Below are 25600 nucleotides of genomic sequence, written 5' to 3' on the forward strand. Positions count from 1 at the left end.
ACATATAACATATGAAGAAGCTGTTGACATATGGCGCCAGCGCCATACTGGCCTGCGCATGCCTGCAGGCGCCGGCCCAGGAGAAAAAACTGGCCAGCCTTACGAAAGAGGATTTTATCGCTGACTTCCGGTTGGCAGTCGATATTCTGAAAAAACAACATCCCAATCCGTATAAGTTCATTGACTCCGTGACTTTCGCCCGCCGGGTGGACTCACTGATGGACCGCATGGCCAAAGAGCCGGACGTGCTGACCAGCCTGCAATATTCACCTGTTTACCTCGTGCGGGACGTACATACCAGCCTGCGGCTTTCCAATGATAATTCCCGTGAGTTGTATAGTACGCTCCGCTTCTTTCCCTATCCGGTGATCATCGAACGGGGACGGATATACGTGAATATCAAAGGCGCCGCTATTCCTTTTGGCGCCGAAATCACCAGCATTAACAACCAACCGGCCAAAGAAATTCTGCAGAACCTCTCCACTTCCGCCTATAGTGATGGTTTTATTCCTACCGGCATGGACCGGCTCTATTCCGATTTTCAGGTGACCTTTAGTCTGCTGACGCCCCGCCAGGCCACCTATCCGGTGACCTGGACGGCGCCCGGCAGCAAAGAAACCAAAAAGACGGTGCTGCCGGCGTCGGGGCCTACCGCCGCTTTCCATGCCACCAGGCAGGCTGTTTTCCCGTTCAACCTCCTGCAAAGGGCCTATTACATCTACAATGACTATGACGACAGTACGAAAACCGGCCGGTTGACCGTCAATACTTTTGGCATCGGGGAACAGGAGGCTTACAAAGAATTCAGTGAGTTCTTCCGGGAAGTAAAAAAACGGAACTATCAACAGGTGATCATCGATGTACGCAGCAACGGCGGTGGTAATCCGGCTATCTCGGCACTGTTGTATTCTTTCATGGCAGATGCGCCTTTCCGTAACGTGTACAACTACCGCACCCGCAATATCGGCGTGGCCTACCCGGACTATGCCGTAGCGGAAAATGGCAGAAGGCTTTCCGATGAAGACATACAGGGACAGAAAAACTTTTTCTATCAGCGTTTCGACAAAGACAGCTCCGGCTTTTACGTAGGCAATGCCCGCCTGAAAGACGGCCTGCTGGAGAACTTCCCGCCGGATAAAGATGCCTTTCACGGTAAAGTATATGTACTGACCGGCGGCGGCACGGTGTCCGCCGCGACTTACTTCGCTTCGCTGGTACAGAAAAACAAAAGAGGTATGATCATCGGCAAGGAAACCGGTAGCGGCGAAGCAGCTACCACTGCAGCCTGGTTCCAGCGTTACCTGCTGCCGCGCACCAAATGCGTATTGACGGTGCCGTTATCAGAGCTGTATTTCTTCAATGCCACACAGGACCCCGGACATGGCGTGATGCCGGACAAGGAAGTCCCGATGGATAAATTCATGGGGTACGTGCTGGCAGACAAAGACCCTGAAATATCTTATACCATGGAGCTGATCAATGCGGCAAAATGATAAAAAAGCTGGTGTGCATCACACCAGCTTTTTTTATGCTTCTTTAGGTTATTTTAAAATAAATACACATCTTTGCATCGGAAATAAGGTTCTTGACAGTAGGAACTTTTTGATTCAGATCGTTATGAGATTGTAGTATATAGTGCAGAAACGGCTTTCTGCCATATCAACCCCGAAGTATTGTACACCTGTATCCCCGGTTAAAATTCTTCCTCCTTGTAATCCCTTTTCAGATACGTAATCATCAAGTTTTTAAAGTCATTTTTTACCGGTAGACCCGTGTCATTGATGCATGCATCAATGTGCGTGCGCTGTTTTGTCGCCTGTTGAGTGCGGCCCGGTTGACCTATGCCCTGAAAATGCACTTAATTTTTATATTATGAATAAATATGAAAGACTCAAAAATGAACTGGAAACAGTTGGGACCGGAAAAATGAAAGCCTTTGGCGCCTCTATGTTGCCCATCCTTAAAAGCGGTACCCTGCTGACGTTTCAGCGGGAACAGGAATATGCGGTGGGAGACATCGTGTTTTGTAAAGTGAAAGGGCGTTATATTGATGCGCACAAGATCACCAAAAGAGATGCTAACAAAGGATACCTGATCGCCAATAACCACGGGTTTGAAAATGGATGGACCAAGGTGATTTATGGCAGGGTTATATTGGGAGAATATGAAAACCGGATCATTTACCGCAAGGGGTGACCGGCTCCCATTTGAATCCTTTGTCCCCTCTTGTTATTTTCCCCACCCCCGGCCATGGCAGATGATAGGTCATGGTCATCCTTCCGGAGTTTGCCGCTTCCTGTAAAAAACTTTCCCGTGTTTGGGCTGCCTGCTCAAAATCCATGTCATAAAACATTCCCCATTCCGGATGTTGCAACAGTACGGCTGCGTGTAGCAGGTCGGCGCTGTGCAGTAAGGTTTCCTCACCGGAAAAAATCTCTACCATGCTGTGCCCTGAAGTGTGTCCGGGCGCAGGTATTAACCTGATACAATCGTATAGTGTTGCCCGTGGGGCTGCCAGTCGCAGCTGTGGCCGAATGGTACGCAGTATCTGCGGTATGCGGGTAGTGAGCCCTGTTTGCATCGTGGGCGCAATGTTCAGCGGGCTGGCAGAAAAGTCGGGCTGGTCTTGCATCCAATGGTCGTATTCCGTTTGGCTTAAATGAACAATAGCATTTGGAAAAACGAGTGGACCATCCGGGTGTAAAAGGCCGCCTGTATGGTCACTATGGGCATGTGTCAACACGATATCGGTGATGGACGTCGCCGGAATACCGGCAGCAGCGAGGCTTGCGGGCAACAGTCCGCTGGTGGTGTCTTCCTGTCCGAGGCCGGCATCGATCAGTATCAGTCTGTCCTGATGGCGTACCAGGAGGATGTTAAGGTCCAGTTGCAGCACATCTGTAGGGAGTAGCAGTGCCCGTAGCGAATGATGCACCTGGCTGGGCTGTTCATAAGGCCCAATCATGGGATGCGCAGGGGACAGGGACTGATGGCCGTCGCTGAAGACCATCAGCTCCAGGTGTCCTACGCGGAAAGTAAACGGTGTTTGCATGATGTTTATTTGCCTGCAAACTTCGGTGAATTTCATACTTTTGTAAAGTTGAATTATCTCATCAAATACTTTAATAAAACTAAAGTATGATCACTGATGTATTGGACCTGGACTTATTACGCACTTTTGTATTGGCGGTGGATTTAGGCAGTTTTGCCCGTGCGGCGGAGCAGGTGTCCCGCTCACAGTCGGCCGTGAGCCTGCAGATGCAGCGACTGGAGGAACTGACGGGCCACCAGCTGTTTGTCAGGCAGGGGCGTGGCCGCGAGCTGACGGCCAGCGGTGAGCTGCTGATCGGTTACGCCCGGCAGTTACTGCGGCTGAACGACCAGGCGGTAGAAGCACTGTCCACCCGGCAGCTGGCAGGGGTAGTACGCCTGGGCATGCTGACGGATTTTTCCGAGGGCAGTCTGCCGCAGGTGCTGGCGCGTTTCGCCGAACAGCATCCGCGCGTGCAGATGGAGATAACGATCGACAAGCAGGTGGTGCTGCAACAAAAATTACTGTCAGGAAAGCTGGACGTGATCGTATGTGTCGGGGCGCAATTGCCGGAAGGTGCTGTGCCGATTGGTAAAGTGCCTTTACGTTGGATCGGGAATAGAACGGTGGCACAGCAGTCGCCGTTGCCGTTGTTGCTGTTTGAACCGCCCTGCCTGTTCCGCGCTGCCGGCCTGGCGGCGCTGGAAAAATCCGGTGTGGCCTGGAAGCCGGTGCTCACCGCCAGCAATGTGGCAGGTATGTGGGCAGCTGCCAGGGCCGGACTGGGCATCACTATCCGCACGCAGATAGGATTGCCGCCGGATTGTAAGATATTGCCGGTTTCCCGCGGCCTGCCGGCATTGCCGCAGATATTCGTTTACCTGCTGACGGCGCCACGGAAAAAGAACGCTGCTGCAGCTGCCCGGTTGACAGCCATCGTGCAGGATACGCTTAGCAGTGAACTGAAAAATATGCAGGGACTTAAGAAGAAATCATAAGAAATTTGTTAATCATCCGCTTTTAATAAAATCATGAGAATGCCCGGTAATACTATAACTAGCTTTGGTAAATGTTAACGCCAATTTTTGCCAAAATCATTTCTTTATGAGTATTACCACAATTGTTTGTTTGCCACATGAGTTAAAAGATGAGTTAGTCCAAATCATGCAGGATGAGTTTGCGGTTTCTCTTCAGATTGCCCGGGAAGCCTACGAAGGCATGCTGGAAGGGTATTTCTGCCGATTAAAAGCAGGGGTGCAGTTTGTGATCGAGTATCCTTATGTGGATAAGGTTTATCGGGATAGCTACTATGCATACTTTTCTTCCAAGCGAAGAGTGTATCAAAAGAATTGTATCCGGGTGTCTGTATTTGATGGTATCGTTCTGCCGGACCAATTCAGAAATGCCAAAGGCATTGCCAGCCTGCGGGAGCGGTACCGGGGATTTATGGTGATAAGGCCTACCATGCCTCATGTTATTGGTAGGAGCGTGCTATCTCCACATGCATTGCAACAGCATGGTTTTTTTAGTCTTATGGGGAGGTTTCCAACAACCGTGAATGCGGTCAGATTTGAAGCAAGGGGCTTTCCGCACGCTTCGCAGGATAGGGAAACACTCACTTGTTCTGAAACGTCATTATGGGCCATGATGGAGTATTTTGCCTCACGATATGCTGAATATAAGCCTGTAGTACCTTCTGATATTATCGATATGTTGAAAAGCCGATCCAGTTCAAGGCAAATTCCATCAGAAGGACTTACAATCGAGCAAATGAGCTTTGCGTTGAGGGAGTTCGGTTTTGGAACGATAGCCTATGACAGATCAGAGTATTCATTGACATCGTTTACAAATTTGTTATCGGTATACGTCGAAAGTGGTATTCCATTGATTGTAGTAGTGTCAAATGTTCATCTCGGAGGAAGCGTGAGGCATGCAGCAGTGATAGTGGGACGTTCGGAAACAACGAATGCCGATATCGATAGTCTTTCATCTGTAGAGGAAGGTAGTGCAGAGCTGGCTGAAATGATGAAACGAAAGAATATCAGTATTGAGGACAATGCTGACATAAAACGTCGTTTTGTTTTTATAGATGATAATTACCCGGCTTATCAAATTGCTCCTCTTGAATCGCCAATGGCATATTATGAAGACGACGCCTGGAGAAAATGTGAAATTATGCAAGTGTTAGTCCCCCTTTATCCCAAAGTTTATTTGGACGGATTGGAAGCTAGAAGGTATATTAAGGAGTTATTATTAAGTCAGTTATTTCGGATTCCATCAGGAGCCAAACTATTTATTCGCATTTATCTCACCAGCAGTAGATCCTACAAGGATTATCTTGCTATAGAAGATAGCTTTTCCGACCATGTCAGAAACGCTATTCTATCTATGCAAATGCCAAAGTTTATTTGGGTGGCGGAAGTCTCTTCAAAGGAACTAATAAAACAACATAAAGCAAATGGGCTTATTGTTGTGGATGCGACAGAGACCAATACGATTTATGACAATGCATTGATCGTGTGCTGCTACGAAAATAGGTTTTGTTATAGAAAAGTTGAGGATAATAAATTAGTTAATAATTCTCTATCTTTGAATGAGTTTAATATTTTTACCAATAACCTAAAAGGCTTTTGATATGGCAACAAAAATAGATGGAGCTAAAGAAATTTTTGCCAAATTGGAAAAAGAAGGGGAAGCTCATGTCGTGGACAGTCCTGAGTATTGGCAAAATATAAAAGAAATAAACAGACGTATGGAGGAGTTTCGTCGCGAGTCCAGGATGAAGCGTCAAAATTCCTGGATTGCTGCTTCTAAATTTTTCATCACATCATAAAGTATGTATTCCTTACAACACCCGAGGCTGGCAAACCATTGCCGGCCTTTTATATTTTAAAAACAAACAAAATGGAACCTGTTTTTTCTCCCGTTGACTTGGAAACCTGGCCAAGAAAACCATACTTTGATTACTTCTACTATGGCGTGAAAACCAAATACAATATCAATTATAACCTTGATATAACAACGTTGATAAAAGAAGTCAGAGAAAGAGAATTAAAGTTTTACCCTGTGATGTTGTATGTCATCATGAAAATGGTGAACCGGCATGAAGCCTTCCGCTATAGCTTTGATGACAAAGGGATATTAGGCCATTGGAACTATGTCGTTCCGTCGTACACTATTTTTCATGAAGACGATAAGACATTTTCTGATTTATGGAGTGAATACCACGAAGGCTTCGCGGATTTTTATAAGACAATCATCCATGATATGGAGACTTATAAAAACGTGAAGGGATTAAAGGCCCGTTCCGGCCGGCCACAGAACTTCTGCCCGGTATCTGCGTTGCCATGGCTTAGTTTCGCCGGTTTTAATCAGGATACATATACAGAGTCTTCGTTGTTGTTCCCGATTATCCGGTTTGGCAAATATTATACGGAACATGAAAAAGTGATGCTGCCATTGACCATTTTTGTGCATCATGCTGTGGCCGACGGTTATCATACCTGCCAGCTGATCAATGATATGCAGGAAATGAGCAACAAGGCAGGGGCCTGGTTGGCTGAATAGCGCTAATGAGCCGCCAGACAGATGTCTTCCTGGAATTTCAGATACTGCCTGGGGCTCAGACGAACATAATGCTGGAAGTCATGTATCAGCTGGCTCTGGTCATAGTAGCCGCAGGCATCAATAAGCTCAAACCAGTCGGTGGAAGCACCAGTCGCCACCTGTTGCTGTAGCATCTGTACAGCTTTTAAAAAGCGCTGATACCGCTGGCGTTCTTTTACAGTATAGCCGAATTGTTTTTTCTGGTGCAGCTGAACATTGCGCTCGCTTTGCCCCGTTGCGTCAGCAATCGCTTTGACAGGGTTCAGGTTATCATCTTCAAAGTTGGCCAGTTGTTCAGAGAGCAGGTGCTGGTCCTGCAGATAGGGTCTGCAGAAATGCAGGATATGCTCTACCTGCGCCGTGGGAGCAGGTATATGTTGTAATGATTCCCATAACGCGGTAAAACAATTATCGTCTACCAGGTCGTCCGGATGCCCCGCCATGGTGGCGCGGCCAAAAAAGCGATAAAAGGCATCATCTTTGAAATTAGCCACCAGTATGCTGGTGCCTGCCGGCAGGGTATAGTCAAATGCCTGTTTTACCGGGCCCAATACAATACACTGCTCCACTTCCATCTGCGTTTGCTGCGCAGAATGCAGGATGCCTTTTCTGCCAAACACAAAAACCATGATCATCTGATAGGTGGGTAACAGCGTTTTCCTCACCGCCGCACTGGTATTATTGGCAGCATGATAAAAATGGGAAAACACCGTTTCATATTCCGCCGGAACAGGTAGCCGCGATTGCTGATAGTCTTCATGTATACCCTGGTTCATGCCTCAAAGATAGCAGAAATAAGGGGAGATGTTAATCATGGCATTTTCACATCTGTGATGAACTATTGCTAAAATGATGAAATAGTTTTGTCTTGATATGGTACTACCGCCTCATCTCCGCCATAATTTTCCTTATATTCACAACATTACACTGTAAAGGGAAACCTGCCAGAGCTATTCACTTTTAATTTGTTCAGATTTATGACAATCCAGTTTTTTTACCTGGCACTTAGCCCAATGGGAGAGAAACTACCGTATTTATATAGTAGCGTTTTTACAATCACCTACCAGCATTTGAAAGATCTGGTAGCACAACAACAGGAACTGGAAGCCGCTTTCAGGGTATACAATCGTCAACCGGAAGAGTATAAAGCAGTATGGTCAGTGGGAACGGACGGAGAGGAGCAGGCTGTGGCCGACAGGAACGATGAAATACGGGCCTGGCAAATGGATGAAAAAATTGTACGGACAATAAACTGGCCCTGACAGTAAACTGCCAGGGCCATGGAATATTATTCATGCTCGTGCTGATAGATCCTTTCTATCGCGCCTTTGTATTTTTCCAGCACTACTTTTCTTTTCAGGCTTAGCTTGGGCGTCATTTCACCGCCGGCGATGCTCCACTCTTCGGGCAGTAGCTCGAAGCGTTTGAGCTGCTCCACATGGTTGAAGTGCTGGTTATAGTCGTCTATCACTTTCTGATAGGCCTGCTGCACTTCCGGACGGGCAATGGCTTCGGCGTTGGTGGTGAAGGGGATGTTCTGTTTGTTCATCCAGTACTTCAGGTACGGGAACGCAGGTACGATCAGCGCACCGGTGAACTTATGTCCTTCGCCTACCACCATGATCTGTTCAATGAAAGGGCTTTCCTTGAACTTGTTTTCGATGGGTTGTGGCGCCACATATTTACCACCGCTGGTTTTGAAGAGTTCCTTTTTGCGGTCGGTGATTTTGATGAATTTCTTATCCACCCATATGCCGATATCACCGGTATGCAACCAGCCATCGATCACTGTTTCTGCGGTAAGATCGGGGCGTTTGTAGTAGCCTTTCATGACGGTAGTGCCTTTTACGCATATTTCACCGTCTTCGTCCAGGCGCACTTCGATGCCGTCAATAGGAGGGCCTACCGTACCGAATTTGGTGCCACCGGGTTTCCTGCGGTTAACGCAGATAACGGGACTGTTTTCGGTGGGGCCATAACCTTCATACACCGGTATTTTGGCGGCATTGAAAATACGCAGCAGCTTCTCCTGGCAGGCAGCGCCGCCGGTAACGATATAGCTGATATTGCCGCCCAGCGCCTCCCGCCATTTGCTGAAAACTAACTTGTTGGCAATAGACAGCTGGAAATTGTACCACGCGCCACCGCTGATATTGTTGTCATATTTGCCGGCAAGGGACACTGCCCAGAAAAACAGCCGCCGCTTTATGCCGGTGAGACTGTTGCCAGTGGCCATAATTTTCTCAAAGACTTTTTCCAGCAGCCGGGGCACGGTAGTAAACCCGTCCGGTTTTACTTCTTTCAGGTTCTCACTGAGCGTGTCCAGGCTTTCCGCATAGTAGATGCTGATAGCACTGAAAAGGTAGATGTAGGTGACTGTCTTCTCAAAAATATGATTGAGGGGCAGAAAACTAAGCACCTTCTGCTGCGGCGCATCATCAAAAGGAAAGCTGACCTTGGAATACATCACGTTGGAGGATATATTGGCATGGGTAAGCATTACTCCCTTGGGAGTGCCGGTGGTACCGGATGTGTAAATAATGGTAGCCAGGTGTTCGGCGTCAATGCCTGCCTTGATAGTCTCCACCTGCGACAGCAGCGCAGGCGTGGCCTGGGCTGTAATCGTGCTCCAGTGCGTAGCGCCCGGAATTTCATCAAAGGTGAAGATCTCTTTCAGGGAAGGCACGCCGCCCCGGATACCCTGAATTTTATCCAGCATCTCTTTGCTGCTGACGAAGATGTACTTCACGGCGGCATCATTCAGGATAAATTGTATTTCTGCCGGATTAGTGGTAGGGTACAGGGGTACCAGCACTGCGCCGGTCTGTTGTACGGCCAGGTCTGTAAACACCCATTCCGGCCGGTTGTTACTGATAATAGCGATCTTGTCGGCGCCTTCCGGCGTAAAATCGTTGCCGCCTACGCCCAACTGTAATAAGCCGGCACTAAAGCGGTTCACTGTTTCACTGACACTGGCGGTACTGAATGTCTTCCAGCTGCCATTGATCTTGGCGGCCAGCATGTCCTGTTTGGGGAATTTCTCCAGCTGAAACTTTACTGCGTCGAATAGCCTGTGCCTCGGGAGCGTACTCATAAGGTAGATTTAGTGATGTAATAGGTACCAGTTCTTATTAAATATACTAAAAAATATATGTTATAAAGATGAAATTATAACCAGGAAATCGATGATCTCCATGTTTCATCTTTTCAATATTACGGTTCCGGGAGAGACTTGTCTTTTTGGGAAAGCGGCATCGTTTCCTGCGAAAAAGAAGACATCACCATCATCGTCAACACCAGCAGTAACGGCAATCCTGGCATATGGACCACCGGTGCTGTTTCCTACAATATAATCAATTTTCGCACTTGACCAACACGGCCGTCATGAAACTTATCACCTGTACGCGTTGCTTTTATGCTGATCTTTTCCTATTTTTTCCCCTTTACTGAATTTAAATGGCCGGCAACCGCATGACACCGGCGTCAAAATAAGAATATGCTTACTGCTTTTACAAACGGGACCATCTACACCGGCGCACAGGTGATCACTGGCAAAACACTGCTGACGGAACAAGGAAAAATACAGGCACTGGTCAACCCGGCGGAAGTTCCATCAGAGGCTACAATAGTGGATTGCAATGGACATATCATCGCGCCGGGCCTGCTGGACCTCCAGATCTACGGCGGCGGCGGATACCTTTTCTCGGCCCATCCTTCTCCGGAAGCGCTCAACGCTATGGCACAGGCATTGGTGAAAAGCGGCACGACCGGCTTTCTGCTCACCCTGGCCACCGATACGATGGAAGTGTTCCATGAATGTATCCGCATTGTGCGCAATAACCCGCATCCTGCGGTACTGGGCATGCATCTGGAAGGACCTTATATCAATCCGGTAAAAAAAGGCGCCCATACCCTCGAACTGATCAAACGCCCGGAACGTGCAGAGCTGGAAAGCTTGCTCACTGCCGCCGGCGGTATCGTGAAGATGATCACCGTGGCTCCTGAAATGTGCGACCCCGCTATCCTGCGCTGGCTCGACGCGCAGGGCGTCATCCTTTCTGCCGGACATAGCAACGCTACTTTCAACGAAGCCATGGAAGGGTTCCGGAACGGCATACGCGCCGTCACACACCTGTTCAATGCCATGTCGCCCCTGCAGCACCGCGATACCGGCCTGCCGGGCGCTACATTCCGCGACAACAGCGTATATGCGAGCATTATCGCAGACAATATCCATGTAGACGACAATGCCCTGATCATCAGCAAAAAGGTGCTGGGCGACCGCCTTTTCCTGATTACGGACGCCGTGGAAGCCAACAATACAGGCGCCAGTCTGCATGTGGCGCAGGAAGACCGCTTCACACGGCCTGACGGTACACTGTCCGGTTCCCGCCTGACGCTCATGCGCGCCGTGCAACGTTGTGTGCAGTATGCCGGTATCCCCCTGGATGAAGCGCTGCGCATGGCTACCGTATATCCTGCCACGCTGATGGGGATCAAAGACCGTGGGCGTATTGAACCTGGCTGCCGCGCAGACCTGGTCGTATTCGATCATCAGTATACCGTGAAAAATGTATATATCGCCGGCGCACAACAGTGAGCCGTGGGAAAATGTTAATACAGGGAGATGAAAAAAAACTGTCTGACAATAATAGCCACTTTGTGGCTGGCCAGCCTCTGCGTGTCCACTGCCATGGGGGCCGCGGCATCCTGGATACGGATTAACCAGCTCGGGTATCTGCCCCGGGGCATTAAGGTAGCGGTATGGGCCACCAAAGGCGCCGCTGTACCGGCTACTTTCCAGCTGGTGGACTCCGCCAGCAATAAAACCGTTTTCACCGGCAGCACCGGCAAACCATTTGGCCGCTACGGCCCTTTTAATGAAACAGCGCGACTGGACTTCAGCAGCTGGAAAAAAACAGGCACCTTTTACCTGAAAGCAGGGGAGGTGAGATCACCATACTTCCGTATAGCCGACAACGTATATGCCGGCGCCGCCGACTTCACCCTGCGGTATATGCGACAGCAACGGTCGCTCTTTAATCCTTTCCTGAAAGATTCCTGTCATACCCATGACGGCTATACGCTGTACGGCCCCATGCCGGACAGCACCCACCTGGACGTGGCCGGCGGCTGGCATGATGCCAGCGACTACCTCCAGTATTCCACCACATCGGCCAACGCTACCTACCACCTGCTGGCGGCATACCGCGATTTTCCGCAGGTATTCGGCGACCGCTATGCGGCCAATGGACTGGAAGGCGGCAACCATGTGCCGGACATCCTCGATGAAGCACGCTGGGGGCTCGACTGGCTGCTGAAAATGCATCCCCGCGACAACTGGATGTTCAACCAGATCGCTGATGACCGTGACCATAACGGCATGCGCCTCCCCAAAGAAGACCCTTTCTACGGAAGAGGATTCGAACGACCGGTATATTTCTGCTCCGGCCAGCCACAGGTAAGGGGCAAGTTCATGAACCAGACTACCGGCGTTGCCTCTACTGCCGGTAAGTTCTCCAGCGCTTTCGCACTGGGCTACGACCTGCTGAAAGATAAAGACGCGGCGTATGCCGGCACACTCCGCCAGAAAGCGCTTACAGCCTATGATATGGGCCGCAAACAACCGGGCGTATGCCAGACCGCCTCTGTGAAGTCGCCCTACATCTACGCGGAAGACAACTGGGTGGATGATATGGAACTGGCAGCGGCATCACTGTACCGGCTAAACGGAAAAGATGACTACCGCCAACAGGCGCTGGACTATGCCGCCCAGGAAAAAGTAACGCCCTGGCTCGGAAAAGATACTGCCCATCACTATCAATGGTATCCCTTCATTAACCTCGGACATTATGAACTGGCCCGGCAACTAAAAGGCCCCTCCCGGCAAACCATCACCGGTTATTATCAAACCGGTATCGACAAAGTATGGCAACAGGCTAAGAACAATGCTTTCTATCGTTATATTCCTTTTATCTGGTGCAGCAATAACCTCACTACGGCTTTCGCGGTCCAGTGCTACTGGTACCGGCAACTGACCGGCAGCAATGAATATGCTGCATTGGAGCAGGCCAACTTCGACTGGCTCTTCGGCTGCAATCCATGGGGCACCAGCATGGTGTACGGTCTGCCTGCCCATGGCGACACACCCGAAGATCCTCATTCCGCTTTCTCCCATCTCGGACATTACCCGGTGGATGGCGCGCTGGTTGACGGTCCGGTATACACAAACATCTATAAAAACCTGATCGGTATCCAGCTGTCCAAGCCAGACGCCTATACGGAGTTTCAGAGTGACCTTGCAGTGTACCACGATGATTTTGGAGACTACAGCACCAACGAACCTACGATGGATGGCACCGCCTCGCTGATATACCTGTTGGCAGCCATGGACCAGGAAGGCCGTAACCACAACAATGCCGTGTCGGGTAACAATGCGGCATATACGTATGCGGCCGGCGCCGTCATCCGTGGCGATACCACCCGGAAAACGCTGACGCTCGTCTTCACCGGCGATGAATTTGCGGACGGGGGTCAGGTCATACGCCGCGTTTTAAAACAACAAAAAGTACCTGCCGCTTTTTTCCTGACAGGGAAGTTCTATGCTAATCCGGCTTTCCGGCCATTGGTTAAACAACTCAAAGCAGACGGCCATTACCTCGGGCCGCATTCCGATCAGCATCCGCTGTACTGCGACTGGCAGAAACGCGACAGCCTTTTGATTACCCATGCTGCTTTTGAAAAAGACCTCGCCGCCAATTACCGGAAAATGCAGGTGCTGGGCATCACTAAAAACGCGGCGCCTTATTTTTTACCGCCCTATGAATGGTACAACGATACCATCGCACAATGGACACGCGCGGCAGGGCTGCAACTGGTCAACTTCACACCAGGTACACGCTCCAACGCAGATTATACTACACCGGCCATGAAAGGGTACCGCTCTTCGGCAGAAATCTATCAGTCCGTTCTGCAATATGCCGACACCCGACCGGCCGGACTAAACGGCTTTATGCTCTTGCTGCACATCGGCACCGATCCGGCCCGCACCGATAAATTTTACAATCGCCTGGATGAACTGATCACTGACCTGAAAAAGAAAGGTTACCGGTTTATTTCACTCGGCCAACTACTGCATTAATAAGGCCCCGGGCGAAAGTCCGGGGCTTTTTGTATCACCAGCTCCTGCCGCTGCTGTAGGCGTCGTACTCTATCGGCGAAAGCGGATCTTCAGGATAATGAAGCAGGTACCTGCGTACCTTCTCGCTGTCCTTATGCGGCAGGTAAAGGAAACTGAGAAAACGGTAAGGCCTTCCGTAGAAAATCTCTTCCGCATCTTTGGCCAGGTTAAGCCCCGCACGAGGCACGGCAAACAGACGCACATTGCCGATGTCGTTGTACGATGGCATGGTAGCGATGTGTACCAGCCCGAAATGTAAAGGCTCCTCCCGCATGATGCTGCCAAACTGCTTGAAGATTTCCGTGCAGACTTTCAATGGTCCCGCTATGGCGCCGGCACGGGAAGGTAGATGCCGGGTATCGGCCACAGGGGCGATGCCGCGGATAAGGATTCCACCAAACGATCGTTCTGTCGCCAGTGTGACGTCCATCCCCGAACCATGGAAATACCACTCTCCGTTACTGCTGCGGGGATGCTCATGCGCATGAGCATAGGGGTCATTATGGGTATCGCTGCAGTAGTAAAACTCACAATCCACGATCCGGTAAAAGTTTTCTCCTACCCGTAACAAATGATTGTTCATCAGTATTTCTGCGATACGTCGGAATGAAGCCTGGCAGCTCTCAGCATCGATGTCATCTATATGCAGGAGGTCTGTCATATTTGTTTTTTCTGCAAAAGAAACAAATATAAATTGACAGTGATGAGGTGTTGGATTTATGGATGACACCCGGTTTCTAATGATGAGATAAGGCGGTTTAAGCAGATGGCAACAGTTTCAATTAGCTAGTGTTTTTTGTCAATGTATGAGGCGCTGTATGTATTGCTGGTAATGATTTTGAAGGATTTTAATTGTTTGGTGCGTTCAATCTGCGAAGCCACCTCCAAGAAATTTTTAAGTTTTTTTTGTCGGGAACAATATGTAATAACTTCAACCAATATACGAAAATAAATACAGGTTGAATTACGGCAAAAATCTACTTACTTTGTAGCACCATGGACCACATTGCGCAAATAAAACAGTTAAGGGAGCAGGTGCCTGTCGGCCTGCGCCACGCGGGGATTTTACTGGAAAAGACCGGCGGTGATATCATAACTGCCAAACAATTGTTTATACAGGAAATACAGGCGGTGGCGCTGAGCAAAACAAATGCTCCGGCGGAAATTGTGTTGCCCCTGCTGGAGCGGCACCAGTATGATATACCAAGGACATTGGCTGCTTTAGAGGAAGTGTTGTATTCGATAACAGAGAGGGCGCTACGAAAAATCAAGCGTAATCATGAGGCAGCTATCGACAAGGTGGCGACCATCATTGAAATAGCCACACCATTGCAACGGAACTTCTGGTTGCCACTGGACACCATGAAGCTGCCGAATGTGTACCAGCAGACTTTTATGACCATCCATGAATGGCTCTCGTATGAAGCCTACGAAGATTTTGACTACGCGCTGTATTTTTACCGGGAACTGGTGAGCAATACCATCCGGGATACGCTGGCATGCCCTGAAGTGGCCGCTGCCATCCGGGATGGGGATAAAGACGCTTTCCGCCGTCACCGTGCAACGCTGATCGAACAACTATACAACCTGGTAGTAAACAACATCAGCCATTTTCCGTGAGCTGTTGTATTTTTTGAGAAATGATTTTTTTATCGGCAGATGAATGACTTAAGGCCAGGGCTTTTTCCAATGCGCTGTGCGCTAAACTATTGTCGATGCCGGTATACAATTCCCCTAGTAACAGATGGTACTGATAATGGTCGTTAAGTGACAGTTTCTTCGCTTCCTGTAAGGCCGCTTCCTTGCTGTTGGCCCTGGAAAGGGCGTAGGTCCTGTTAAGGGCGGCAATGGGAGAGTACTCTACTGTCAACAGGTGGTTATATAGTTGCAGGATATTTTCCCACTTCTCCGGCGTGTTGGTCTTAATGGTATGCCAGTACGCAATGCCTGCTTCAAAATGGTACTTGGAAGCGGTATTGCCTTCAGAGGCTTTGTTCAGAAAAAACTGTCCCTGTCGGATCAGGTCTTCGTCCCACAGACTGGTGTCCTGGTCATCATATAAAATAGTTTCCCCGCTGTCGTCAGTACGGGCTTCGAACCGCGATGCCTGAAAGCTCATCAGGGCAATGAGGGCGTTGACGGCCGGGGTGTTGGTGGCTTCGTTTTCTGTCAGTAAAAAGGTGAGCCGCATGGCTTCGAGGCACAGGTCTTTGCGCAGCGAATGGTCATGGCTGGCGGAGAAATAACCTTCGTTGAACAGCAGGTACAGCGTGCGCAACACTGCTTCCAGGCGGCCGGGGATCTGCGAGGCTTCCGGGAACGCGATGGCTATATTCTCTTCACGCAGTTTCTCTCTGGCCCGCAGCAACCGTTTGTTGATAGTATCTTTACCGGTGAGAAAAGCGTCGGCGATTTCTTCAATGCCAAAGCCGCACAATACCCGCAGGGCCAGCCCTATCTGCGATTCCAGGGAAATGGCGGGATGACAGACGGCAAACATCATCTGCAACTGGCTATCCTTAATGTTCTGAGCAGAAAGGTCTATTTCCGGCACTTCGCTGGTAACAGCCTGGCTTAACTGCACGGATACTTTTTGCTGGAACACGGCACGGTGTTTCAGGTGGTTTTTCGCTTTGTTCTTGGCCACGGTGTACAACCAGGCCGCCGGGTTTTCCGGCAGGCCTTTCAGGCCCCATAGTTCAGAGGCGGACAGAAAGGTTTCGCTGGCAATATCTTCAGCTATGTCCAGATGTTCAAATCCCAGCAGCTTGCACAATACCGCCGTAATCTTGCTGTATTCGGTCCTGAACAAATGGGGGAGCAGTTCTTTTTCTTCCATAATTAAAATGCAAATTACGAATTGAAGGCTTACTTATAACAAGGTTAATAAGCAACCTCTCCATAAGTAAACTCTCAATTCGTAATTTGTAATTTGTAATTCGTAATTACAACACGCTGATTTCCCTGATTTCCACGTTGCCGCCAACTGCCAGTATAGGACATCCTTTGGCCAGTTCAGCTGCTTCTTCGATGGAATTAGCCTGTATGACGGTATAGCCGCCCAGTGTTTCTTTGATTTCGGTGAAAGGTCCGTCGGTCACCACGTTATTAGGTCTGATTACTTTGCCGGTCTGTTCGAGACGGTTGCCACGGTCTGCCAGTTTGTTCTGTGCTGCAATGCCGCCGATCCAGTCCATCCATTTTTTGGTGTTAGCCTGCATTTCTTCAGGTGAACGTTGGGCTGCCTGTGTAGTGTCTGCTCTGTAGAGAAATAAGAAATTTTTCATGGCCTTAAATTTAGATGTTTATATCCTAATAACAACCATGCTTCCGTGAATAAGACATCTTCCCGCCGGTTTTTTTAAAATTATTGTAAGATATTTTAAATCAATATCTTAAGAAGATGATAAAGCAGACTTTTAAAAGCTGAATTGATGAATACTGAGCCCATTGCGGTCAGGGTCCTGCAGAAAAAAAACTTTCCCGAAAGCAGATTCCCGGATGTCTGAAACAATGATCCCTTCCTGATGCAGCCGTTCCCTTTCACAGACAATATTCTCTGTTTCCAGTACCAGGCCCTGTAAAGTGCCGGCATGCATATGGCTGTAAGGCCATTGCCGCACCAGCGAAATGGTGGTGACCTGGTTGCTGAAGCCCAGCTGTATCCACATGTCGCCGTTGGGCATCAGTACTTCTGCCAGCAACTCGAAGCCCAGTAACAGGTAAAAGTCTTTGGACAGCTGTTGATCGGTAACGGGTACAGAAATATTCTCAATAGCTTTCATGAAAAGGCAAATTGCTGCAAAGGTAGCCCTGTAAAGGTAATTGGCAGGGGAGGCCAGCGACAATCGCCAAGGGGTATTCCGACAAAAAATTACGAATTACGAATTACGAATTACGAATTACGAATTACGAGCATGCTTAATAACCTTGCCATATGAGGAGCCTCAATTCGTAATTCGTAATTCGTAATTTGTAATTGACAAACCGTCACCATAACGCTTTTTAATCTGCCGGGTCAATATCCAGTCACGCAGCAGGTCAAAGTAACCGGCTGATTGCCTTAGCAGCACAGGGCCATCGGGACTGTCCCTGACATCGATGATGCCGTGGTCCGCATTGGGGAAAATCACAACATCGATATTTTTGCGGGTGGCGGTGGCGTCTTTTAATGCGGCAATGGTACCGGCGTTGGGCGCTTCAGTATCTTTTCCGGCGATCACCCATAACATAGGTACATTGACACGACGGAAAGGTGGCAGCGGATCATAATCCAGCTGGATGTCTGTCGGGAAGGTCTGTTTCAGGCTGTCCAGCTGTGCCCGGCTCAGGTTGAGGATGGGACCGGTGTAGTCTCCCTGTAACGAGGCAAACCAGGGCTCTTGTTTATACTTTGCCTTGAGGGCGTCCAGTTCAGCGAACCCGCCACTAAACCCGGTACGGAAAACCTGGTCGGTGGCAGCTACCACCTGCATCGCTTTGGCAATGTCTTCGTCGCTGTAATGTCCGTTTTTCAAATCGTGTAGCACCTCCTGGCGGTTCTCTTCTTTGGGTGCGATGAGCAGACTGTAACTGGCGACAACAAAATCTACCGGCGTAAGGGTAGCAGTAAGCGGCACCACCCATCCGCCCTGGCTTTCGCCCATCAGGCCAGTAGGCAGACCTTTCACCGCGGCCTGTGCTTTTACCGCCTTTACGACGGCCACCATGTCGGCGGCCAGCAGTTCAAAATTGGCGCTCAGCTGACCGGTAGATCTGCCGGTGCCCCTTTTGTCATATACAAATACGGCAATATCGCCCAGTGGCAGGATATATTGTTTATAGTTATTGTATACTGCCGATGAACCACCGGAACCGTCATGCAGTATCACTACCGCCCTGGGCTTATGGTTGACAGGAAGGTAAAGTTCCCCGTAAACAGAAGCCCCTTTCACAGGGATATGCATGGGGATAACGGGGAAGGGTATACGCTTTCCGGTATACGTTTTCCCGTCCTGTTTAAAAACAAGCGAACCGCTGGCACAGCCCCCAAAATACGCGAAGACGTTTGGGGCCTTTGCATTGGCCCAGCCGGGACCGGAAAGATAGCTGCTGTCGGCCTGCAAAAAGAGGCGGCCGGTAGTGCCGTCCAGCCGGCGGTACCGAAGATCGTTGTCCTGTGACGGACTTATCACCAGCTGGCTGCCATCGCTCAGCGCATAGGCGCCGTTGCGGCAGTTGGAGTAACTTTCGGTTTGGGCGGTGGCGGTGCTGGTGATCAGCACAGCGGTGAACAGCGATAGAAGATATGTTTTCATATATCGGCAGATAGTGATTAAAGGGCCAGTTCAAATGTAGCAAAACCCCCGTCTTTATAATGGGCAGGCAGGCCTTCCGGATTAGGAATCTCTACTACGCCCAGGTAAGTGAAGCCGCAGCTCACATAATAGTTGTTCAGTTTCTCATTACCGGCGCCGGTGTCCAGCCGCAGGTACTGCCGGCCATGCTCCCGTCCGTACTGCTTCGCCCACGCTACGATTTGCTTCACAAATCCCCGGCCCCGGTATTCCGGGTGAGTGGCGATACGGTGAAGGTACAGAGAAGGCTCATGGTCCTTGTCGCCCCATATCAACGGATCATTGAAGGTGGTAACAAACACGCAGACCGTCTTGTTGTCGGTTACCAGTTTCCATTGCCGCTTTTCGTTGATTTCCTTTGTTACCACTGACCGCTCAAATCCTTTCCAGTAACGGCCTGCTCCCTGTTGCCGCTGGTAATTGGTACCTTCTTCGTAAAGGTAAAAGATATCGTCTATGTCTGTAAGCGTACTGTTGATTATTTCCATGCCACAATTATTTCTCCAAAATTATTTACTTTGCAAGTACTGTAACAGATACAGAGTCCATATATTTTACTGTAACAGATGAAAGATTTCCATTACATCGAGATAGCCAACAGGATAGAGGCCATGATCAACAATGACACCTATCCGTTGGGAGAGAAACTGCCCTCTCTGCGCGCGGTCAGTGAACATTTTAACGTTAGTGTGGGCACCTCCCTGAAAGCCTATTCGTTGCTGATAGACAAAGGCCTGCTGGCATCCAGGGAAAAATCAGGGTATGTGCCGCTGCGCAAATCCGTGGGGCATACAGCGCAGCCGGTGGCCACCTCGGCGGCACCGGCCATCCGTGAGGTGAGCGTAAGCCGCATCATCAGCAAAATGCCTGTCGATGCCGGGCCACATCCTCCCGGTTTTATCTCTTTTTTTAATGCGTCGCTGGAAACGCACATGGTGCCGTTTAATGCTGTGCGGCGCAGCCTGCAGAAGGCTTCCCGCGATCTCACGGGCGCGCACCTGCAATACGAGTCTACCATGGGCAACCTCCTGCTGCGGGAACAGATTGCACGCCTCTCTTTTTACTGGAACGGCAGCCTCTCTGCCAACGACATACTGGTGACCAACGGCACCCTCGAAGCACTTAGCCTCAGCCTGCGCGCAGTAACCAGTCCCGGTGACGCGGTGGTAGTGGAATCACCCTGTTACTACGGCATCCTGCAATGCCTCGAACAACTGAAGCTAAAGGTAATAGAGCTGCCCTGTGACGCAGAGGGAGGCATCGATATCCGGCAACTGGAAAAAATCGTGGACACCTATGACATCGCAGCCTGCCTCTTCATATCCAATTTCAATAACCCCAACGGGGTCGTGTTATCTGACGAAAAGAAAAAATGGATTGCTGAACTGGCCTGGAAACGCCAGCTGCCCGTGATTGAAGACGATGTGTACGGAGAACTGTATTTTGGCCCCTCCAGGCCTACCACCATCAAAACCTACGACAAACACGGCTGGGTGATGTTATGTGCTTCCTTCTCTAAAACAGTGGCGTCAGGCTTCCGTATCGGCTGGTGCGCACCAGGACGCTTCATAGAGAAAGTGGCACAGCTGAAAGCGACCACCAATGTGGCCACCGCCTCCGTGCTGCAACTCTCCCTGGCAGACCTCCTGACCAGCGGCACCTATCAGCGGCATCTCCGCAAACTGAGGCCCATGCTGCATAAACAAGTGCTGCTCACCACCCAGTACATTGAACAATACTTCCCATCCGGCATAAGGATCAGCCAGCCCGATGGCGGCATGGTGCTATGGGTGGAATTACCCAAACAGGTGGATGCCCTGAAACTACAGAAGCTCGCATTGGAACATCATATCAATATCGCACCCGGACCGCTCTTTTCCAGTACGGGCGGCTATCGCAACTATATCCGCATCAGCTGCAATAAACACTGGAACAGACAAGTGGAACAAGCCATTCGTAAACTGGGCAACCTCATCAAAAACACGTGGTCCCAGGGCTGAAGCCCTGGGCTACGTTTTGTTTTCTGGGGCCATTAGCATTTTCATGTGTTCGTTGTGGTAATGTAGACACTGGGCTTCAATATTGAACCAGGTCCCCGAACGAATTTGAACAACATCATAGCCCAGGGCTGAAGCCCTGGGAAAAATGGATTCAGTCTTCCATATCCGGCTTCCCCTCAAAACAGCTCTAAAACAAAACGTAGCCCAGGGCTTCAGCCCCTGTGAACAAATGGATTAATGCTTCCATATCCGGCTGCTCTTCAAAACAGCTCTAAAACAAAACGTAGCCCAGGGCTTCAGCCCCTGGGAACAAATGGATTAATGCTTCCATATCCGGCTGCTCTTCAAAACAGCTCTAAAACAAAACGTAGCCCAGGGCTTCAGCCCCTGTGAACAAATGGATTAATGCTTCTATATCCGGCTGCTCTTCAAAACAGCTCTAAAACAAAACGTAGCCCAGGGCTTCAGCCCCTGTGAACAAATGGATTAATGCTTCCATATCCGGCTGCTCTTTAAAACAGCTCTAAAACAAAACGTAGCCCAGGGCTTCAGCCCTGGGAAATGATTGCGATAAATATTTTATCTTGTGACAGATTGAGAAACCTGCAAACGTTATAACGCTGTCGCCTTATGAAACATGTATCTATTGTGATTCCACTCGGTGCCGCCATGACCGGTATTGAAGTTGCCCGCCATGTTTTTACAGAAGTGAATGATTTCCTCATTAATGAAGGCCGTGAGCCGCTGTTTAAGGTGCAGCTGGTGGGTGCCTGGCGCGCTATTCAGCTGAACAATGGATTGTTTACCATCCAAACAGATGCTGTTGTGCAGGAGCTGCATAAAACAGACCTGATCATTATTCCGGCGTTACATAAAAATGTGGAGGAAAATGTAGCGAGAAACGGTGAGCTGGTGGATTGGATACGTGTACAATATGAAAAGGGGGCTGAAGTGGCGAGCCTTTGTATCGGTGCTTTCCTGTTGGCGCAGACAGGCCTGCTGATCGGTAAAAAATGTACCACGCATTGGAAAGCGGCTGATTTGTTCCGCGATATGTTCCCTGATGTGCATCTGGTTAAAGAAAAAGTGATCACTGACGAAAACGGTATTTATTCCAGTGGCGGGGGCCTTTCGTTGGTGAATCTGCTCGTGTACCTGGTAGAGAAATATGCCGGTCGTGAAGCGGCTATTTATAGCGCCAAGTTTTTTCAGGTGGATTTGGAACGGTCTGCCCAGTTGCCTTTCATTATCTTCCAGGCGCAGAAGGAACATGATGATGAACCGGTGAAACAGGCGCAGGAATTTATCGAGAATAATTTCCGGGAGAAGATAAGGGTGGACGAGCTGGCGGAGATGCTGGCCATCGGCCGCAGGAGCCTGGAGCGCCGCTTCAAAAAAGCGACGGCCAATACCATGAATGAATATATCCAGCGGGTGAAAATAGAGGCCGCCAAAAAACACCTGGAGGCTGGCGATCGCAAAATCAATGATATCATGTCCGAAGTAGGATATTCGGATACCAAGACTTTCCGCAACTCTTTTAAACTGGTAACGGGCCTGTTGCCGCATGAATACCGCAACCGCTATAATAAAAAGATGGCGGAGATATAAACGTATAGCCGGTACCGTATTTTAGTTATATATTCGGGAGATAAACATGCTCTCATGATGACCCGTTCATTCGCATTTGTCACCGATCCGCATCTGGATGATGCTTTTACCCGCGGCAACCAGGTACCTGCGCGGGAAGACCTTTTACTGCTGCTACAGGAGATTGCCGGTAAAGGCATTCGTGAGGTAGTCATAGGAGGTGACATCGGTGAACCTTCTTCGCATACTTTCCTCTTTGATGCGCTGAAAGCGTATACGCCGGAGTACAAAATCATACTGGGTAATTTCGATAAGCTGGAAGATGTCCGGCAGCATTATGATCCTCCGGTTATGGTAGATGGAACGATGTGTTATAGTGAAGATCGTGATGGTTTCCGGTATATTTTCCTTGATTCTTCTTCAGAGGTATTGTCCGATGCGCAGCTGCAATGGCTGGAGCAGGCGTTGAAAACGGCTGGTAAAGTGATCCTGTTCGTACATCACCCTATAGTGGAAATACCTGTGTGGCTGGACGGGCTGCAGCCTTTCCGGGGACGTGAGAAAATAAAAGCGTTGCTGTTGGATCACCGTCATGACGTACATATTTACTGCGGCCACCTTCACATCACAGACCAGCGACAGGAGCAAAATATCCGGCAGACAGTTACGCCCGCCACTTCAGCGCAGTTTATCAAAGAAGCCACGGAGGCGGTGGTTGATCTCTCTTATTTCGGATACAGTATCATTACCATCACCGGTGATACGGTGACGACGGAAATCGTACGCTGGGAGCGTAACCGGTAGCGGCGGTTACCGCTCCGGTTCAAAATCAAGCGATACAGAATTCATGCAGAAGCGTTTATGCGTTGGCGGCGGACCATCATCGAAGATATGGCCGAGATGTGATTCACATCTGCCGCATAGCACTTCTGTCCGGTGCATGCCGTAGGAGTTGTCTTCCCGGTATATAACGCTGGCTGCGCGGACAGGCTCGAAGAAGCTGGGCCATCCGCAGCTGCTGGCAAACTTGGCGTCAGAACGGAACAGGGCATTGCCGCAAACGGCGCAATAATAGGTGCCTTTGGTGTCAGCATCCCAGTATTTCCCGGTGAAAGGCCTTTCTGTGGCGGCCTCCCGTGCCACTGCATACAGCTCCGGTGGCAGTACCTTCTTCCATTCGGCATTGGTAATATGTAACTTTTCCGTGTCTGTCCGGGAATAGTAAGGATTGGCAGGGGCGTTCGTCATAGGCTGCTGTTTTTTCTGCTGGCTCTGGCAGGCAGAACCGGTGATCAATATCGCCAATAAAAAAGTCATTGCTTTCATATCAGTGCTTTCGTGGATGTAAGTTACGAATAACCGGTGATATCACCGGAGATACCCTATTTACTGAATTTCCGGACCACCCAGGGGAGGGACAGGCCCTGTCCCAGCAGGGAGAACAGCACCACCGCGATGGAGAGGAAGATGATCTCGTTGCGCATGGGAAAGGGGGCGCCGCTTTGCAGCAGTACCGGCAAACCGATGGCGATGGCCAGCGATACAATACCACGCATGCCCGACCAGGTGATGATGAAACTGGTTTTGGAATCGAACAGCGCATACTGGCTGATACGCCGCTTTCCCTGGAAAGCCTTTTGCAGGTTGAACTGCTGCAGGTATACTCTCACCAGCCGTATGCCCAGCGCCACTACGGCGATAAGGGCGGCATAACCGATATAGGGCCACACCTGCGCTTCCTGCATCTTTTTAAGTACCAGCGGGAACTGCAGGCCTATCAACAGGAAGATCAGGCCGTTGAGCAGGAAGATGATCACGTCCCAGAAGTGTTTGGACTGGTTGCGCAGCTCTTCGGGGAATTTTTGCCGGCTCAACCGCGACATGCCCAGTCCGAGGGTTACCACGGCGATAACGCCGGATACCTGGAAATGTTCCGCTACGGCATATGTCACAAAAGGCATCAGCAGCATCAGGCCAATCACCACCATATCATTGGTCCGGAAAAAACGGATGAAGAAGGCCAGTGTTTTGGCCAGTATCACGCCCACCACAAAGCCGCCTCCCAAAACGAGCAGGAACTGCAACAACGCTTTCCAGGTGACAAAAGCAGTGCCGGCCACTGCGGCTACGGCTACACGATAAGCCACCAGCGCGGAGGCGTCGTTCACGAGGCTTTCACCCTCCAGGATCGTTACGGTATTGTGCGGCAGCCCAAGCCCTTTGGTAATGCCGATGGCCGCCACGGCGTCGGTGGCGGAAAGAATGGCGCCCAGCACAAAGGCCAGCTGCCACGTCATGCCGGGTATCAGGTAATGCGCCACCACGGCAATGCCGCCGGTGGTAATGAACACCAGCCCGATGGCCAGCGTACTGATGGTATTGATATTTATCCGGAACTCCCGGAACGATATGTTAAAGGCCGCGTCATATAACAGCGGCGGCAGAAACAGTAACATCACGATCTCCGGGTTCAGTTCAATGCCGGGCATACTGGGCAGAAATCCAATGGCTATGCCTACTGCCAGCAACAATACGGGAACGGGCAACTTTATCTTCTCTGCAATACCGGATACGCCGATCATGATGGCCATGATCACTAATATGATGCTGTAGTTTTCCATCAGGAGATGATTGATTGAAACAATAAGTATACTGAAATCCGCCCAACTTCCGCTGCCCGGAACGATCGTTCCCTACAAATTTTGCGTTAATTTTGCAGGTCAGTTTCACCGGACAATCACGCTTAAATCTATATAAAATAATAACAAATTAAAATTAATGATCTTTATATAGATTTTGATTATCAATTTGTAGTAATGTGAGACAATAGTTTTTTACAGACGTTTTCATCCACCGC

25 protein-coding genes are annotated in these 25600 nt (G+C 49.8%); 14 read left to right on the forward strand and 11 right to left on the reverse strand.

Going from position 1 to position 25600, the window contains the following annotated elements:
* Positions 1-11: 11 nt before the first annotated feature.
* Entirely contained in the window at positions 12-1493 is a 1482-nt protein-coding gene (locus HGH92_RS25780) for a S41 family peptidase (RefSeq protein WP_168873689.1), read from the forward strand.
* Positions 1494-1872: 379 nt separating this feature from the next.
* On the forward strand, positions 1873-2196 hold the full coding sequence (locus tag HGH92_RS25785) for a S24 family peptidase (protein ID WP_168873690.1): 324 nt from the start codon (positions 1873-1875) through the stop codon (positions 2194-2196).
* On the opposite strand, the gene HGH92_RS25790 is transcribed toward HGH92_RS25785, so the two are convergent.
* Complete coding sequence (locus HGH92_RS25790) at positions 2177-3052, reverse strand: MBL fold metallo-hydrolase (RefSeq protein ID WP_168873691.1); 876 nt, start codon at positions 3050-3052, stop codon at positions 2177-2179. The genes HGH92_RS25785 and HGH92_RS25790 overlap by 20 nt on opposite strands.
* 86 nt (positions 3053-3138) lie before the next feature.
* Here HGH92_RS25790 and HGH92_RS25795 point away from each other — a divergent pair, with 86 nt between their 5' ends.
* The 4 genes from HGH92_RS25795 to HGH92_RS25810 all read left to right on the forward strand — a co-directional run bounded on the left by HGH92_RS25795 (position 3139) and on the right by HGH92_RS25810 (position 6598).
* Positions 3139-4029: a LysR substrate-binding domain-containing protein gene (locus HGH92_RS25795; protein ID WP_168873692.1), complete on the forward strand. Its 891-nt coding sequence runs from the start codon at positions 3139-3141 to the stop codon at positions 4027-4029.
* A 106-nt stretch (positions 4030-4135) separates the two neighbouring features.
* Positions 4136-5665: a hypothetical protein gene (locus tag HGH92_RS25800; RefSeq protein WP_168873693.1), complete on the forward strand. Its 1530-nt coding sequence runs from the start codon at positions 4136-4138 to the stop codon at positions 5663-5665.
* 1 nt (position 5666) lies between these two features.
* Positions 5667-5864 carry a hypothetical protein gene (locus HGH92_RS25805; protein ID WP_168873694.1) on the forward strand — a complete coding sequence of 66 codons (198 nt, stop codon included), beginning with the start codon at positions 5667-5669 and terminating at the stop codon, positions 5862-5864.
* A 71-nt stretch (positions 5865-5935) separates the two neighbouring features.
* On the forward strand, positions 5936-6598 hold the full coding sequence (locus tag HGH92_RS25810) for a CatA-like O-acetyltransferase (protein WP_168873695.1): 663 nt from the start codon (positions 5936-5938) through the stop codon (positions 6596-6598).
* Between the two features lie 2 nt (positions 6599-6600).
* Here the strand turns inward: HGH92_RS25810 and HGH92_RS25815 are convergent, their stop codons facing one another.
* A complete protein-coding gene (locus HGH92_RS25815) occupies positions 6601-7413 on the reverse strand; it encodes a helix-turn-helix domain-containing protein (protein WP_168873696.1) in 813 nt (270 codons plus the stop codon).
* A 201-nt stretch (positions 7414-7614) separates the two neighbouring features.
* On the opposite strand from HGH92_RS25815, the gene HGH92_RS25820 reads away from it, so the two are divergent.
* The gene (locus HGH92_RS25820; protein WP_168873697.1) at positions 7615-7899 is read left to right on the forward strand and encodes a hypothetical protein; all 285 of its coding nucleotides are present in this window, start codon (positions 7615-7617) and stop codon (positions 7897-7899) included.
* A gap of 26 nt (positions 7900-7925) precedes the next feature.
* On the opposite strand, the gene HGH92_RS25825 is transcribed toward HGH92_RS25820, so the two are convergent.
* On the reverse strand, positions 7926-9731 hold the full coding sequence (locus HGH92_RS25825; protein ID WP_168873698.1) for an AMP-dependent synthetase/ligase: 1806 nt from the start codon (positions 9729-9731) through the stop codon (positions 7926-7928).
* Between the two features lie 138 nt (positions 9732-9869).
* Here HGH92_RS25825 and HGH92_RS25830 point away from each other — a divergent pair, with 138 nt between their 5' ends.
* The 3 genes from HGH92_RS25830 (at position 9870) to HGH92_RS25840 (ending at position 13778) form a co-directional block, all read left to right on the forward strand.
* Positions 9870-10007 carry a hypothetical protein gene (locus HGH92_RS25830; protein ID WP_168873699.1) on the forward strand — a complete coding sequence of 46 codons (138 nt, stop codon included), beginning with the start codon at positions 9870-9872 and terminating at the stop codon, positions 10005-10007.
* Positions 10008-10133: 126 nt separating this feature from the next.
* Complete coding sequence (nagA, locus tag HGH92_RS25835) at positions 10134-11237, forward strand: N-acetylglucosamine-6-phosphate deacetylase (RefSeq protein WP_168873700.1); 1104 nt, start codon at positions 10134-10136, stop codon at positions 11235-11237.
* A gap of 27 nt (positions 11238-11264) precedes the next feature.
* The gene (locus HGH92_RS25840) at positions 11265-13778 is read left to right on the forward strand and encodes a glycoside hydrolase family 9 protein (protein WP_168873701.1); all 2514 of its coding nucleotides are present in this window, start codon (positions 11265-11267) and stop codon (positions 13776-13778) included.
* Between the two features lie 34 nt (positions 13779-13812).
* Here the strand turns inward: HGH92_RS25840 and HGH92_RS25845 are convergent, their stop codons facing one another.
* Entirely contained in the window at positions 13813-14478 is a 666-nt protein-coding gene (locus tag HGH92_RS25845) for a hypothetical protein (RefSeq protein ID WP_168873702.1), read from the reverse strand.
* A 335-nt stretch (positions 14479-14813) separates the two neighbouring features.
* Between HGH92_RS25845 and HGH92_RS25850 the strand changes: the two genes are divergently transcribed.
* Positions 14814-15437, forward strand: a complete 624-nt coding sequence (locus HGH92_RS25850) for a hypothetical protein (RefSeq protein ID WP_168873703.1) — start codon at positions 14814-14816, stop codon at positions 15435-15437.
* On the opposite strand, the gene HGH92_RS25855 is transcribed toward HGH92_RS25850, so the two are convergent.
* The 5 genes from HGH92_RS25855 to HGH92_RS25875 all read right to left on the reverse strand — a co-directional run bounded on the left by HGH92_RS25855 (position 15421) and on the right by HGH92_RS25875 (position 19641).
* Positions 15421-16656: an RNA polymerase sigma factor gene (locus tag HGH92_RS25855; RefSeq protein WP_168873704.1), complete on the reverse strand. Its 1236-nt coding sequence runs from the start codon at positions 16654-16656 to the stop codon at positions 15421-15423. The two genes, HGH92_RS25850 and HGH92_RS25855, sit on opposite strands and share 17 nt — an antisense overlap.
* A gap of 106 nt (positions 16657-16762) precedes the next feature.
* Positions 16763-17104: a YciI family protein gene (locus tag HGH92_RS25860; RefSeq protein WP_168873705.1), complete on the reverse strand. Its 342-nt coding sequence runs from the start codon at positions 17102-17104 to the stop codon at positions 16763-16765.
* A gap of 132 nt (positions 17105-17236) precedes the next feature.
* Positions 17237-17602 (reverse strand): VOC family protein, encoded by a 366-nt coding sequence (locus tag HGH92_RS25865; RefSeq protein WP_168873706.1) that lies wholly within the window; start codon positions 17600-17602, stop codon positions 17237-17239.
* 162 nt (positions 17603-17764) lie between these two features.
* Entirely contained in the window at positions 17765-19114 is a 1350-nt protein-coding gene (locus HGH92_RS25870) for an alpha/beta hydrolase family protein (RefSeq protein ID WP_168873707.1), read from the reverse strand.
* A 17-nt stretch (positions 19115-19131) separates the two neighbouring features.
* On the reverse strand, positions 19132-19641 hold the full coding sequence (locus tag HGH92_RS25875) for a GNAT family N-acetyltransferase (RefSeq protein ID WP_168873708.1): 510 nt from the start codon (positions 19639-19641) through the stop codon (positions 19132-19134).
* A gap of 78 nt (positions 19642-19719) precedes the next feature.
* Between HGH92_RS25875 and HGH92_RS25880 the strand changes: the two genes are divergently transcribed.
* From HGH92_RS25880 to HGH92_RS25890, 3 genes are all read left to right on the forward strand, one after another.
* Complete coding sequence (locus HGH92_RS25880; RefSeq protein WP_168873709.1) at positions 19720-21153, forward strand: PLP-dependent aminotransferase family protein; 1434 nt, start codon at positions 19720-19722, stop codon at positions 21151-21153.
* A gap of 630 nt (positions 21154-21783) precedes the next feature.
* Positions 21784-22764 carry a GlxA family transcriptional regulator gene (locus tag HGH92_RS25885; RefSeq protein ID WP_168873710.1) on the forward strand — a complete coding sequence of 327 codons (981 nt, stop codon included), beginning with the start codon at positions 21784-21786 and terminating at the stop codon, positions 22762-22764.
* 54 nt (positions 22765-22818) lie between these two features.
* Positions 22819-23547, forward strand: coding sequence for a metallophosphoesterase family protein (locus HGH92_RS25890; protein ID WP_168873711.1), 729 nt, complete (start codon positions 22819-22821; stop codon positions 23545-23547).
* Between the two features lie 6 nt (positions 23548-23553).
* Here the strand turns inward: HGH92_RS25890 and msrB are convergent, their stop codons facing one another.
* Together msrB and HGH92_RS25900 are read right to left on the reverse strand one after the other, a co-directional pair.
* Positions 23554-24069 (reverse strand): peptide-methionine (R)-S-oxide reductase MsrB, encoded by a 516-nt coding sequence (msrB, locus tag HGH92_RS25895; RefSeq protein WP_168873712.1) that lies wholly within the window; start codon positions 24067-24069, stop codon positions 23554-23556.
* A gap of 56 nt (positions 24070-24125) precedes the next feature.
* On the reverse strand, positions 24126-25364 hold the full coding sequence (locus HGH92_RS25900; protein WP_168873713.1) for a Na+/H+ antiporter: 1239 nt from the start codon (positions 25362-25364) through the stop codon (positions 24126-24128).
* Between the last annotated feature and the right edge of the window lie 236 nt (positions 25365-25600).

The organism is Chitinophaga varians (assembly GCF_012641275.1).
In the GTDB taxonomy this organism is placed as follows: Bacteria; Bacteroidota; Bacteroidia; order Chitinophagales; family Chitinophagaceae; genus Chitinophaga; species Chitinophaga varians_A.

Excerpts from the sequence above, each read along its gene's own strand:
- HGH92_RS25780 (WP_168873689.1), top strand. The coding sequence starts at position 12 with ATGAAGAAGCTGTTGACATATGGCGCCAGCGCCATACTGGCCTGCGCA.
- HGH92_RS25785 (WP_168873690.1), top strand. The coding sequence starts at position 1,873 with ATGAATAAATATGAAAGACTCAAAAATGAACTGGAAACAGTTGGGACC.
- HGH92_RS25790 (WP_168873691.1), bottom strand. The coding sequence starts at position 3,052 with ATGCAAACACCGTTTACTTTCCGCGTAGGACACCTGGAGCTGATGGTC.
- HGH92_RS25795 (WP_168873692.1), top strand. The coding sequence starts at position 3,139 with ATGATCACTGATGTATTGGACCTGGACTTATTACGCACTTTTGTATTG.
- HGH92_RS25800 (WP_168873693.1), top strand. The coding sequence starts at position 4,136 with ATGAGTATTACCACAATTGTTTGTTTGCCACATGAGTTAAAAGATGAG.
- HGH92_RS25805 (WP_168873694.1), top strand. The coding sequence starts at position 5,667 with ATGGCAACAAAAATAGATGGAGCTAAAGAAATTTTTGCCAAATTGGAA.
- HGH92_RS25810 (WP_168873695.1), top strand. The coding sequence starts at position 5,936 with ATGGAACCTGTTTTTTCTCCCGTTGACTTGGAAACCTGGCCAAGAAAA.
- HGH92_RS25815 (WP_168873696.1), bottom strand. The coding sequence starts at position 7,413 with ATGAACCAGGGTATACATGAAGACTATCAGCAATCGCGGCTACCTGTT.
- HGH92_RS25820 (WP_168873697.1), top strand. The coding sequence starts at position 7,615 with ATGACAATCCAGTTTTTTTACCTGGCACTTAGCCCAATGGGAGAGAAA.
- HGH92_RS25825 (WP_168873698.1), bottom strand. The coding sequence starts at position 9,731 with ATGAGTACGCTCCCGAGGCACAGGCTATTCGACGCAGTAAAGTTTCAG.
- nagA (WP_168873700.1), top strand. The coding sequence starts at position 10,134 with ATGCTTACTGCTTTTACAAACGGGACCATCTACACCGGCGCACAGGTG.
- HGH92_RS25840 (WP_168873701.1), top strand. The coding sequence starts at position 11,265 with ATGAAAAAAAACTGTCTGACAATAATAGCCACTTTGTGGCTGGCCAGC.
- HGH92_RS25845 (WP_168873702.1), bottom strand. The coding sequence starts at position 14,478 with ATGACAGACCTCCTGCATATAGATGACATCGATGCTGAGAGCTGCCAG.
- HGH92_RS25850 (WP_168873703.1), top strand. The coding sequence starts at position 14,814 with ATGGACCACATTGCGCAAATAAAACAGTTAAGGGAGCAGGTGCCTGTC.
- HGH92_RS25855 (WP_168873704.1), bottom strand. The coding sequence starts at position 16,656 with ATGGAAGAAAAAGAACTGCTCCCCCATTTGTTCAGGACCGAATACAGC.
- HGH92_RS25860 (WP_168873705.1), bottom strand. The coding sequence starts at position 17,104 with ATGAAAAATTTCTTATTTCTCTACAGAGCAGACACTACACAGGCAGCC.
- HGH92_RS25865 (WP_168873706.1), bottom strand. The coding sequence starts at position 17,602 with ATGAAAGCTATTGAGAATATTTCTGTACCCGTTACCGATCAACAGCTG.
- HGH92_RS25870 (WP_168873707.1), bottom strand. The coding sequence starts at position 19,114 with ATGAAAACATATCTTCTATCGCTGTTCACCGCTGTGCTGATCACCAGC.
- HGH92_RS25875 (WP_168873708.1), bottom strand. The coding sequence starts at position 19,641 with ATGGAAATAATCAACAGTACGCTTACAGACATAGACGATATCTTTTAC.
- HGH92_RS25880 (WP_168873709.1), top strand. The coding sequence starts at position 19,720 with ATGAAAGATTTCCATTACATCGAGATAGCCAACAGGATAGAGGCCATG.
- HGH92_RS25885 (WP_168873710.1), top strand. The coding sequence starts at position 21,784 with ATGAAACATGTATCTATTGTGATTCCACTCGGTGCCGCCATGACCGGT.
- HGH92_RS25890 (WP_168873711.1), top strand. The coding sequence starts at position 22,819 with ATGATGACCCGTTCATTCGCATTTGTCACCGATCCGCATCTGGATGAT.
- msrB (WP_168873712.1), bottom strand. The coding sequence starts at position 24,069 with ATGAAAGCAATGACTTTTTTATTGGCGATATTGATCACCGGTTCTGCC.
- HGH92_RS25900 (WP_168873713.1), bottom strand. The coding sequence starts at position 25,364 with ATGGAAAACTACAGCATCATATTAGTGATCATGGCCATCATGATCGGC.